We start from the raw sequence: 11,644 nt of genomic DNA, 5'->3' as shown, positions 1-11,644 counted from the left end.
GCCCGGGGACGCAGACTTGTGGGAGCGCTCCCAAGCGGCACCGGCCGCCACCCGAAGCCCGCCGGCCCGGCGACCACCCCGGACGCGGCCATGATCGCGCTGCTGCACGACCCCTGCGCATGCTCGTCCCCGAGGTCGCCGCCTACCCCGCCCATCTGCACATCGATCTGCTCCCGGACCGGCAGGGACAGGGCCACGGCCGCGCCCTGATGCGCACCTTCCTGCGGGCGCTGCACGAGCGCGGCACCGAGGCCGTCCACCTCTGCATGGTCACCGCCAACACCGGGGCGAGGGCCTTCTACGACCGCCTCGGCTTCCACGAGATCGACGTGCCCGACCCCGGCCCGGTCACCCATCTGGGTCGGCCGACGGGCGACTGGGCCGACCTGTGACGGGCCGGCGTCAGATCCAGGTGTCGAGCCACATCCGGGACTGCCAGCCGGAGTAGGGGATCGTCAGGCCGGTGTAGAGCGGGAAGAAGTAGATGAAGTTCCAGACGATCAGCAGCACCAGCGCCCCGGCGCTCACCGCCCCCGCGATCCGGCGCCTCTCCGGCGCGGACCGCGGCCCCAGCAGGGCACCGACGAGCATGGCCACGGCCAGACAGAGGTACGGCACGAACGCGACGGCGTAGAAGGAGAAGATCGTACGGTCCTGGTAGTGGAACCACGGCAGATAGCCGGCCGCCACCGCGCACAGCACCGCGCCCGCCCGCCAGTCCCGGCGCAGCGCCCACCGGAACAACAGATAGACGAGGGCCGCGCACGCCGTCCACCACAGCAGCGGTGTGCCCAGGGCGAGGATCTCCTGGGAGCAGCCCGCGGTGGCACGGCAGCCCTCCTGCCCGAACTTCGGCGACTCGTAGTAGAAGGCCACGGGCCGTCCCATGACCAGCCAACTCCAGGGGTTCGACTGGTACTTGTGCGGGGTGTGCAGGCCGACGTTGAACTGGTAGACGAGGTACTCGTAGTGCCACAGGCTGCGCAGCGGCGCCGGGATCCACGCCCAGGTGCCGCCGCGGCCGTCCGCCCAGTGCCGGCCGTAGCCCTTGTCGGACAGGAACCATCCGGTCCAGGTGAGCAGATACGTCACCACGGCGACCGGCACGAGGGAGAGCACGGACCAGCCCAGGTCCCGGCGCAGCACGGCGCGGTACGGGCGGCGCGCCCCGGCCACGCGGCGGGAGCCGACGTCCCACAGGACGGTCAGCACGGTGAAGAAGACCAGGAAGTACAGGCCGTTCCACTTGCTCGCGGCCGCCAGTCCCAGGAAGACGCCCGCCGCCAGACGCCAGGGACGCGCGCCCGTGCGCGTGCGGGAACCGGCGTCGTGGTCGGGCCGCGCGAAGCCGTCCGCGTCGAGAGGCAGGGCGGCCGCGAGGCGGGCCCGTGCCCGGTCCCGGTCGACGAGCAGACAGCCGAACGCCGCCAGGGCGAAGAACATGACGACCAGGTCCAGCAGCGCGGTACGGCTCATCACCAGGTGCAGGCCGTCCACGGCCAGCAGCGCCCCGGCCAGACAGCCCAGCGCCGTCGAGCGGAACAGCCTGCGGCCTATCCGGCACAGCATGAGCACCGACACCGTGCCGAGCAGCGCCGTCATGAACCGCCAGCCGAACGGATCGAGACCGAACAGCCCCTCGCCGACGGAGATCACCCACTTGCCCATCGGCGGATGCGCGACGAAGCTGCCGGGATCGGAGAGCGGGATGACCTGCGGATGGGCGAGGATGTCCGGGTCGGCGATCTTGCGGTCCGGCCAGGTGCCCTCGTAACCGAGCCGCAGCATCGACCAGGCGTCCTTGGCGTAGTACGTCTCGTCGAAGATCACCGCGTGGGGCTGCCCCAGCCGCCAGAACCGCAGGACACCGGCGAACACGGCGACGAGCAGGGGACCGGCCCAGCCCGTCCAGCGGGCGAGGCGGGACGACAGACCGGGTCCGATGCCGAGGAACTGCCAGACCCGGACGCCCGGTTGGGGAAAGGGCGGAACCAGGCGCTCGCGAGGACCGGTCCGAGGACCTCCCGGGTACCCGAACCGGCGCAGGCGCTGCGCCCAGGCGGTGGCCTCGGCGCTCCGGCCGGCGTCGTCGTCGGTGGCGGACCGTGTGGGGGTGTCACTCGTCACCGGCTCATCGTAGGGAACGCCCGTGCGGGTCGCCCCGTGACTCATGGCGGTCGTGGACCGCGCGACCAAGGGCGGTGGCGGGAGCGGCCGGTGCATGATGACCGTGTGACCTCGCCGGCCTTCGAACGCTGCTGTCAGGAGATCGTCCGTCAGACGGACCTGCTCAGAGCCCAGGTCGCCGGGGCGGACACGACCACACCGGTGCCGACCTGCCCCGGCTGGGACCTGGCCCGGCTGCTGCGGCACGTGGGCGGGGACCACCGGTGGGCGGAGGAGGTTGTACGGACCCGGGCGAAGGCACCCGTGCCCGACGACTCGGTCAACGACCCGGCCGCGTACGCCCACTTGGACGGCGAAGCGCTGGGCGCCTGGCTCGGCGAGGGCGCCAGGGCACTCGCCGCGGCCCTCCGGGGCGCCGGGCCCGACACCGCCGTATGGACCCCGAGCGACGAGGAGTCCATCGAGCAGTCGGCGATGTTCTGGGCGCGGAGGATGACGTACGAGACGGTCGTCCACCGCGCCGACGCGGCGCTGGCGACCGGCGCCGGCTTCACCCTCGACGAGGATCTCGCGGTCGGCGCGGTGCTGGAGTGGCTGGAGTTCGCGACGCTTCCCGAGGCGTACGCGGAGGGACCGGACGCGCCGGGCCTGCTGGGCCCCGGTCGTGCGCTGCGGTTCGAGGCGCCCGGGGTGGGGGAGTGGTTGGTCGATCTGCGCGGCGACCGCCCTGTCTGGCGCACCGGAAGCGGAGCGGCCTCCGCGTCGGCCCGCGGACCGGTGACGGACCTGCTCCTGTTCCTCTACCGCCGCCCGGCTCCCGCCGTCGAGACCCGCGGCGACCTGGCGCTGCTCGACCTCTGGCGGACGCGCACCGGTTTCTGGCTGGAGGTGTGAAGAGCGGTTCCCGGCGCGGTGATGACACGGCTCCAGCTCAGCCTCTTTCGGAGGCTTGGAGTTCGCCGGAGCCGCGGGCGAGGTAGCGGGTGGCGAGGACGCGGTGGCGGGCGGGGCCCTGCTCCCCGTCGAGGCGGTCGAAGAGCAGGGTCGCGGCTTCCCGGCCGATGGCGGCGTGGTCCTGGGCGATCACGGAGACGCCGGGTTCGAGGAGCTCGGCCAGCGGCAGGTCGTCGAAGCCGATCAGTGCGACGCGGCGCTGCAGCCGGAGTTCCTGCAGGGTCCGGCGGGCTCCGACGGTCAGGAGGTGCACAAGATCTCCTTCTACAGCTCTCCCGACCTCAAGCACTGGAGTCACCGGAGCGACTTCGGCCCGGCCGGCGCCACCGGCGGGGTGTGGGAGTGCCCGGACCTGTTCCCGCTGCCCGTGGACGGCAACCCGGACAGGACCAAGTGGGTACTGGCCGTCAACCTCAACCCCGGTGCGATTGCGGGAGGTTCCGGGGCCCAGTACTTCGTCGGCGACTTCGACGGCACGCACTTCACCGCCGACGACAGCGGCACCTACACCCCGCCCGGCGGCACCACGCTGCAGGACTTCGAATCCGGCACGTTCGGCGACTGGACGGCCGCCGGGAACGCCTTCGGCGACGCGCCGGCGACCGGAGCCCTCGACGGCCAGAGCCCGGTCACCGGCTTCGAGGGCAAGGACTTCGCCGACAGTTTCCACGGCGGCGACGCCTCCACCGGCACACTGACGTCGCCCGCGTTCACGGTGACCAGCGACTACATCAACTTCAAGGTCGGCGGCGGCAACCACCCCTACCAGCCCGGCTCCGTGCTGGGCGACGAGCCCACACCGGCCGGCGAAACCCTCGCCGACTTCGAAGGCGGCACCTACTCCAGCCCCATCGGCGACTGGACCGCCACCGGTGACGCCTTCGGGACCGGTCCGGCCCAGGGCACCCTGCCCGACCAGCAGCAGGTCTCCGGGTTCCTCGGCCACGGCCTCGTCAACAGCTACCTCAACGGTGACGCCTCCACCGGCACCCTGACCTCACCGGCCTTCACCATCGACCAGAAGTACCTGGACTTCCTCATCGGCGGCGGCTACCACCCAGCCGGCTCCGACACCCCCACGGCCGTGGAACTCGTCGTCGACGGGAAGGTGGTGCGCTCTGCCACGGGTGCCAACGCCGAGGCCCTGAACTGGGCCTCCTGGGACCTGTCCGATCTGCGGGGCCGGCAGGCCCGGATCAAGGTGGTGGACGCCGACACGGGCGGCTGGGGACACATCAACCTCGATCAGGTGGTCCTGTCCGACACGCAGGCCCGGCCCCGCTCCGCGGAGACCGGCGTCAACCTGCTCGTCGACGGCAAGGTCGTGCAGAGCGCCACCGGTGCGGGCTCCGAAGACCTGGACTGGGCCTCCTTCAACACCGCCGCCTACAAGGGCAGGCAGGTCAGGATCCAGGTGGTGGACGCCAACACCGGCGGCTGGGGCCACGTACTGGCCGACCAGTTCAGCGCCGCCGACAAGCCCGCCCTGTCCGCCACCCGGCGCGCCCACTGATTCGACTACGGGCAGGACTTCTACGCCGCCAACACCTTCAACGACGTCCCCGGCGGACGGCGCGTCATGATCGCCTGGATGAACAGCTGAAACTACGGCCAGAACATCCCCACCAGCCCCTGGCGCAGTGCCGACACCTTCCCCCGCCTGCTCGCCCTGCGGACCATCGACGGCACGACCCGGCTGGTCCAGCAGCCGGTCGGCGAGCTGAAGTCCCTGCGCGGCGCCGGCACCACCGTTCCGGCCACGACCGTCACCGGCGGCGCCACCGCGCTCGGCATAGACGGCAGCCCCCTGGAACTGCGGGCCGAACTGGCCCCGCGCACCGCCGCCCGCTTCGGCCTCGACGTGCGTACCGGTGCCGGACAGCGCACCCGGATCGGCTACGACACCTCCCTTTTACCGAGTACGGAACCATACGAGTTGACACTGACCTGCGAAGGCACGTCGCGCAGAGGTACGGGACGCTGTGTCAGTGGCAGCTCCGTAATTCCTAGCTAGGTGTGGGTGTCGCAGCAGGGGCGTGTTGCCTCCAGAGGAGCCCGTCGGAGGAGGCGTCCCGTTGAAGGCTGCAGTGTGCGTGGGTTGTGTGTACATCGTGCTCGATGTGGCGCCGGCTTCTACAGTGCTGTCTACGGGCGGGGCGAGTGCGGGGCGGTGCGGTTTGGCGCGTGTGGTGGGAGTGCACGGGATTGGCAAGCAACTTCTGGGAGAGCACACTCTCTTGAAGGAGTGGCAGCCTGCTTTGGCCGACGGGTTGCGCCGGGCTGGGGCGGACGCGGCCGTGCCGGAGTTGGACATGGCGATGGCGTTCTACGGGGACCTGTTTCGTCCAGCCGGGGAACTGCTCGCCGTGGGGGATCCGCTCTTCGGCGCCGCCGATGTCGAGGAGGGGTTCGAGCGGGATATGTTGCTGGAGTGGTGGCGTGCGGCAGCCGAAACCGATCCGACAGTGGTGGCTCCCAGCGCGGACACGCTCGCGGCGACGCCGCGGTCAGTGCAGGCGGCGCTGCGGGCGCTGTCGGGGTCGCGGTTCTTCGCTGGCATAGCGCTGCGGGCCATGGTGTTCGACCTCAAACAGGTGCACCGGTACCTCGTGGACACCGACGTGCGGGTGCGCGCCCGTGGCCGGGTACTGGAAGCGATCGGGGACGACACCCGCGTGGTAGTGGCCCATTCACTGGGATCGGTGGTCGCGTACGAGGCGATGTGCGCGCGGCCCGGGCACGGGGTGCGGGCGCTGGTCACGATCGGTTCACCGTTAGGCATTCCGAACTTGATCCTGCACCGGCTGGAGCCGGCGCCGCTCGGATTGGGCGGTGAGGTGCGGGCCGTGTGGCCGGGTGGGCCGGATCTGACGTGGACGAACATCGCCGACGACGGTGATGTGGTGGCCCTGGCAAAGGACTTGCGGCCGGCGTTCGGTGAGTCGGTCCGTTCGATCAGGGTGCACAACGGTTCGCACGCGCACGATGCGACGGCGTATCTGACGGACGCCGTGTGCGGGCGGGCGATCGCGGCGGGGCTGGCGTGAGCGGCTTGTCGCGCGATGGCGGCGCGGGAGGTAACGGCGGACCGCGCCGGTTCCTGATCGCCACGGCCATCGCCCACTACTCCAAGTCCCCCGAGTGGAACCGGCCGTCGCTGGTCGAGGCCCGCGATCAGATCATCGAGCTGTTCACCGGCGAGTTGGGCTACCAGCACGAGACTGGCCTTGGCCTGAACCCCACCAAGGCCCAACTAGCCAATCAACTACGGGCGTTCTCCAAGTCCCCAGATCGCCGCGAGGATGATTTGCTGGCCGTCTACATTTCCGGCCACGGCGAGGTTCTCGACGGCGACGAGCATGTGCTGCTGACCGCCGACACCGATCCCGATGACGTCGACTACACCGCGCTGCCCACAGCTGAACTGGCACGGGCGATACTGCGCGGCACCTCAGTCCGGCGTCTGCTGCTCGTGCTGGACACGTGCTACTCCGGGCAGGGCGGCAACGACACGGCCGCGACCGCGCTGAAGCGCATCAGCGCCGAGTGGGGACAGGCCACCGGCTCTGGCCTGGTGATCGTCTCCTCTGCTCAGCCGCACCAGCAGGCCCAGGCCGGACTTTTCCCCCGTCTACTCTCGGACGCTGTCGGCAACAGGGCGACGGCCGGGCACGGCCCGCGGGCGTTGCCGGTAGACATGGTCGTGAAGCAGATGAACGTCCATCCGGCCCTGCCCAAACACCAGCGCATTAGCCTGGCCATGGTCGGGCTGACGGGCGAGGTGCCCGAGTTCTTCGCCAACCCCCGCTACGGAACCTGGCTGACCGACGTCGACCTGGCCATCCAGGAGGCCGCCGAGTTCGACGAGCAGGCCCGTCGCCGCGACACCGAGCTGACCCGGCGGCTACTCGTGCACGCCATGGGCTACCCCGGCGACGCTGCCGAGGGCTGGTGGTTTTGCGGTCGTCACGCTGTGCTCGCTGACCTGGCCAAGTGGTTGCGTACCCCAGCTGCTGACGGCCACGACTGCCGGGTGGTAACTGCCGGTCCCGGCTCGGGCAAAACCGCCGTCCTCGGCCTGATCGCTGCACTGGCCCATCCCGAGCGCCGTCGCACAGTGCCTGTCGGCTCCCTCGGTCTGGCTCCCTCGCTGGTACCGGACGCGGAAGCAGTCGACGTCGCCATCTACGCCCAGAACCTCACCGACACCGACGTACTGAACGCGCTGGCTGCTGCGGCGAGGGTGCGCGCCAACACCGTAGGCGAGCTACTGAAGGCCCTCGAGGCACGCCATAGCGAGCGACCGTTCACGGCGCTGATCGACGCTTTGGACGAGGCTGCCACCCCCGACACCCTGTGCACGCAGATCCTGAAGCCGCTGATCAATTATTCCGAGGGCCGGATCCGGCTGCTGATAGGCACCCGCCCTGATCTGCTGGCCAGCCTGGGCATTCGGCCGAGCAACGACGTCGGCAGAGGCTGGATCATCGACCTGGACGATTCTCGCTACGCCGACCCCGAGGCCCTCACGGCCTACACCGTCCGCACTCTCATCGAAGCCCATCCCAATTCTCCGTACCGGCGCCGCCCCGAGGCGCTGCGGCCGGTGGCGGAGGCGGTCGCTGCGGCTGCAGGCCCGTCGTTCCTCGTCGCCCGCATCACTGCTGGCACTCTGGCTGCGGCCGAGGACGTCGTCGCTGACCCGCAGGACCCGGCCTGGCGTGCCAGCCTGCCGTGCCACGCCGGTCAGGCCATGCGGGAAGACCTTGTCGGTCGCCTCGGCGATGATGCCCAACGGGCAACGGACCTGCTGCGCCCGTTGGCCTTCGCCCAGGGCCAGGGCCTGCCCTGGGAAGACATCTGGGCTCTGGCCGCCTCCGAGATCTCCGGCCGCTCGTACACCGATGATGACGTGGTGTGGCTTCGGGGCGCGGCTGGCTCGTACGTGGTGGAGGCTACTGAATCCGAACGTTCCGCCTACCGGCTCTACCACCAGGCGCTGGCCGAACACTTGCGCGACGGCATCAACACGCAGGCTGTGCATACGGCCGTCGCCGAGAGCCTCATCGCCCGGGTGCCGTACCTTGCGGACGGCACCCGTGAGTGGGCTCGGGCCCACCCCTACACCCTCAACCACCTCGCCGCCCACGCCGCCGCGGCCGGGCGCTTGGACGAAGTGCTAGGCGATACCGAGTACCTCGTCCATGCCGCCACGCGCAGCCTCACCCCCCACCTGCAGCACGCCCGCAGTGACACCGCCCGCCTGACCGCGGCGGTATACCGCACTTCAGCTGGCCCTCATTCCACCGACACCGCATCCGAGCGTCGCCAGGTACTCGCCCTCGACGCTGCTCGAGCCGGCGCCACTGCCCTGCGGCAGCAACTTGTCGATCACATCCTCGACGGCTACTGGACTCCCCGCTGGGCGACCGGCAGCGGTTTCACCCCAGCACTCCGCGACACCCTGACCGGTCACACCGGACCAGTACAGACAGTCACGTGCACGAATCTGGACGGCGCCCCGGTTGCCGTAACAGGCGATGACGAAGTGCTGCGGGTGTGGGATCTGCGTACTGGCACCCCCATCGGACAACCCTTGATCGGCCACACCGGACAGGTACGAGCTGTGGCGTGCACGAATCTGGACGGCGCCCCGGTTGCCGTGACAGGCGATGACGAAGTGCTGCGGGTGTGGGATCTGCGTACTGGCACCCCCATCGGACAACCCTTGATCGGCCACACCGGACAGGTACGAGCTGTGGCGTGTACGAAACTGGACGGCGCCCCGGTTGCCGTGACAGGCGGCCACGACGGGAGAGTGCGGGTGTGGGACCTGCGCGGCGGCACCCCCATCGGACAGCCCCTGACCGGCACGATCGGCGGCGTTGCGGTGGTGGCGTGCACGGAGATGGACGAGGCCCCAGTCGCCGTCACTGGTGGCAGCGACGGGATGATGCGGGTGTGGGATCTGCGTACTGGCACCCCCATCGGACAACCTCTGACCGGCGCAATCGACGGAGTGCGCTCGATGGCGTGCACCGAGTTGGACGGCACCCCCATCGCAGTCACCGGCGATGGCCCCGACGGGGTGCAGGTGTGGGATTTACGTACCGGCACCCCCATCGGACAGCCCCAGACCGGCGACACAAGGGTGAACGCGGTGGCGTGCACCGAGTTGGACGGTACGCCCATCCTCGTGACCGGCGATGACGGGGTGGTGCGGGTGTGGGATCTGCGTACTGGCACCCCCATCGGACAGCCTCTGGCCGGTCACACCGGACCAGTACAGGCAGTCGCATGCACGAATCTGGACGGCGCCCCGGTTGCTGTGACCGGCGACGAGGGGCTGGTGCGGGTGTGGGATCTGCGTACTGGCATCCCCATCGGACAGCCTCTGGCCGGTCACACCGGACCAGTACAGGCAGTCGCATGCACGAATCTGGACGGCGTTCCTGTCGCCGTCATCTGCAACGGCGGGATGGTGCGGGTGTGGGACCTGCGTGCCGGCACCTCCATCGGACAGCTTCAGGACGGCCACATCATCGGCGTGAGCGCGGTGGCGTGCACGAAGATGGACGGCGTCCCGGTTGCCGTCACCGGCGAGGGCGCCGGCAGGATGGTGCGGGTGCGGGTGTGGGATCTGCGTACTGGCATCCCCATCGGTCAGCCTCTGACCGGCCACACCGATCTGGTTCGGGCGGTGGCGTGCACGGAGGTCGACGGCATGCCCGTTGCCGTCACCAGCAGCCGCGACGGGACGGTACGGGTATGGGACCTGCGCGGCAGTGTGCTCCTCGGACAGCCCCTGACGGACCACATGGGCGGTCTGCGCTCGGTGGCGTGCACCGAGGTGGACGGTACCCCTGTTGCTGTGACCGGCAGCGACACCGGGATGGTGCGGGTGTGGGATCTACGTACCGGCACGCGTCTCAGAAACCTCCTGACGGGCAATACCGGCGGAGTGCGCTCGATGGCGTGCACCGAAGTAGACGGCGTCCCAGTTGCCGTCACCGGCGACGGCCCGGATGGGAGGGTGCGGGTGTGGGATCTGCGTACCGGCACCCCCCTGGGCCAGCCCCAGAGCGGCGAATTCTCGGTGACTGCTGTGGCATGCACCGAGGTGAACGGCATCCCCGCCACCGTCATCGGCAACGGTGGGATGTTGCGGGTGTGGGATCTGCGCTCTGGCACCCCCATCGGACGCCCCCTGACCGGCCACACCGAACCGGTGCTTGCGGTGACATGCGCGGAGATGGACGGAGGCCCGGTTGCCGTCACCGGCGACAACGGCGGGGTGGTGCGGCTGTGGGATCTCCGTGACGGCACACTCATCGGGCAGCCCTTGACCGGTCACACCAACTGGGTGCAGGGGGTGGCGTGCACGGAGGTGCACGACGTGTCCGTCGCCGTCACCGGTAGTCGCGACGGGACAGTGCGGGTATGGGACCTTCGTGACGGCACCCCCATCGGACAGCCCCTGACCGGTCACACCAACTGGATGCGCGCGGTGACCTGCACGGAGATGGACGGCGTGCCCGTCGCCGTCATCTGTGACAACACAAGGGTGCGGGTGTGGGATCTCCGTGACGGCGTCCCCATCGGACGCCCCCTGACGAGCAACACCGGCGGCGTGGGTGCGGTGGCGTGCACGGAGGTGGACGGCGTCCCAGTTGCCGTCACAGGCTGGGATGACGGGAAGGTACGGGTGTGGGATCTGCGTACCGGCACCCTCATCGGCACCGCCCTGACCGGCCACAGCGGCGGCGTGAACGCGGTGGCGTGCACCGAGGTGGACGGTGCCCCCGTTGCCGTCATCGGCAGTCACGACGGGAGGGTGCGGGTGTGGGATCTGCGCGGCGGTGTGCTCCTCGGCCAGCCTTTGACCGGCCACACAGGCCCAGTGCGGACAGTGGCGTGCACACAAGTGGACGGCACCCCCGTAGCCGTGGGTGGCGGCGGGATGGCGCAGATGTGGGACCTGCGTTCCGGCATCCCCATCGGACAGCCTCTGACCGGCCACAGCGGCGGCGTGAACGCGGTGGCATGCACGGAGATGGACGGCGTGCCCGTCGCCGTCAGCGCTGACAACGGCACGGTACGTGTGTGGAACCTGCGCACCGGCAAACCTGCGGGAGTCTTGCGGATCCCCAATCCCTCTGCCGTCGCCGTCACCTTCAGGGGAGATCTCGTTGTGGGTATGGGGAACGATGTAGCGGTTTTCAATCGACGTACGCTACACAGGCTGCGCTGACCGGCGGGGCGCTCGAGATCGAAAGACGCCCAGCTTAAACGTGCCGTCTGGCGTCGGTTCCAGGTAGCCCCACGCACCGCGTTGGCCCGGCCCGCACACCATCAGGCAGAGGGTGCGGCCTGGCTCATGGAACTCTGTGAATTCGTGATAGTCGCTGTGCGAGATGGTGTTGAGGCTGCCGCCGAGGTAGGTGACGTCGAGCTGGGTGTGTACCTGGCCCCGGCGAGGGTGTATCGGCCCTCGGCATAGCTTCCCGTCAGAACGTGGGCTCGTCACATTCGTCGAAGAACTGCTCGACTTCTCGCAGCAGCG

Annotated in this window: 8 protein-coding genes and 2 pseudogenes; 7 read left to right on the top strand and 3 right to left on the bottom strand. The window is 69.8% G+C overall.

Features of this window, described 5'->3' with window-relative positions; all coding sequences use genetic code 11:
• Positions 1–27: 27 nt before the first annotated feature.
• A pseudogene (locus tag MKW14_RS05015) lies at positions 28–392 on the top strand (GNAT family N-acetyltransferase); the annotation flags it as partial.
• A gap of 10 nt (positions 393–402) precedes the next feature.
• On the opposite strand, the gene MKW14_RS05010 reads toward MKW14_RS05015, so the two are convergent.
• Positions 403–2,172 (bottom strand): dolichyl-phosphate-mannose--protein mannosyltransferase, encoded by a 1,770-nt coding sequence (locus MKW14_RS05010; RefSeq protein WP_240859189.1) that lies wholly within the window; start codon positions 2,170–2,172, stop codon positions 403–405.
• 60 nt (positions 2,173–2,232) lie between these two features.
• On the opposite strand from MKW14_RS05010, the gene MKW14_RS05005 reads away from it, so the two are divergent.
• Positions 2,233–3,021, top strand: a complete 789-nt coding sequence (locus MKW14_RS05005) for a maleylpyruvate isomerase family mycothiol-dependent enzyme (protein ID WP_240859188.1) — start codon at positions 2,233–2,235, stop codon at positions 3,019–3,021.
• 37 nt (positions 3,022–3,058) lie between these two features.
• Here the strand turns inward: MKW14_RS05005 and MKW14_RS05000 are convergent, their stop codons facing one another.
• Positions 3,059–3,334, bottom strand: a complete 276-nt coding sequence (locus MKW14_RS05000; protein WP_240859186.1) for a substrate-binding domain-containing protein — start codon at positions 3,332–3,334, stop codon at positions 3,059–3,061.
• Between MKW14_RS05000 and MKW14_RS40835 the strand changes: the two genes are divergently transcribed.
• Both MKW14_RS40835 and MKW14_RS41220 read left to right on the top strand, forming a co-directional pair.
• Complete coding sequence (locus tag MKW14_RS40835) at positions 3,329–4,594, top strand: glycoside hydrolase family protein (RefSeq protein WP_308314580.1); 1,266 nt, start codon at positions 3,329–3,331, stop codon at positions 4,592–4,594. The genes MKW14_RS05000 and MKW14_RS40835 overlap by 6 nt on opposite strands.
• A gap of 12 nt (positions 4,595–4,606) precedes the next feature.
• Positions 4,607–4,684 (top strand): annotated as a pseudogene (locus MKW14_RS41220) (hypothetical protein); the annotation flags it as partial.
• 2 nt (positions 4,685–4,686) lie between these two features.
• Here MKW14_RS41220 and MKW14_RS41215 read toward each other — a convergent pair.
• Complete coding sequence (locus MKW14_RS41215; RefSeq protein ID WP_240859185.1) at positions 4,687–4,875, bottom strand: hypothetical protein; 189 nt, start codon at positions 4,873–4,875, stop codon at positions 4,687–4,689.
• Between MKW14_RS41215 and MKW14_RS41210 the strand changes: the two genes are divergently transcribed.
• The 3 genes from MKW14_RS41210 to MKW14_RS04970 all read left to right on the top strand — a co-directional run bounded on the left by MKW14_RS41210 (position 4,802) and on the right by MKW14_RS04970 (position 11,332).
• Positions 4,802–5,095 carry a GH32 C-terminal domain-containing protein gene (locus tag MKW14_RS41210; protein WP_308314583.1) on the top strand — a complete coding sequence of 98 codons (294 nt, stop codon included), beginning with the start codon at positions 4,802–4,804 and terminating at the stop codon, positions 5,093–5,095. The two genes, MKW14_RS41215 and MKW14_RS41210, sit on opposite strands and share 74 nt — an antisense overlap.
• 223 nt (positions 5,096–5,318) lie before the next feature.
• Positions 5,319–6,128 (top strand): hypothetical protein, encoded by an 810-nt coding sequence (locus MKW14_RS04975; RefSeq protein WP_240859184.1) that lies wholly within the window; start codon positions 5,319–5,321, stop codon positions 6,126–6,128.
• The gene (locus tag MKW14_RS04970; RefSeq protein WP_240859183.1) at positions 6,125–11,332 is read left to right on the top strand and encodes a caspase family protein; all 5,208 of its coding nucleotides are present in this window, start codon (positions 6,125–6,127) and stop codon (positions 11,330–11,332) included. Before MKW14_RS04975 ends, MKW14_RS04970 begins: the two co-directional genes overlap by 4 nt.
• Positions 11,333–11,644: the final 312 nt, after the last annotated feature.

It is taken from the genome of Streptomyces gilvus (genome assembly GCF_022513565.1).
Lineage (GTDB): Bacteria > Actinomycetota > Actinomycetes > Streptomycetales > Streptomycetaceae > Streptomyces > Streptomyces gilvus.
This window is presented reverse-complemented; position numbering and strand designations above follow the sequence as displayed.

Coding starts and splice junctions, on each gene's coding strand:
- MKW14_RS05010 (WP_240859189.1), bottom strand. CDS start 2,172: ATGAGTCACGGGGCGACCCGCACGGGCGTTCCCTACGATGAGCCGGTG.
- MKW14_RS41215 (WP_240859185.1), bottom strand. CDS start 4,875: ATGCCGAGCGCGGTGGCGCCGCCGGTGACGGTCGTGGCCGGAACGGTG.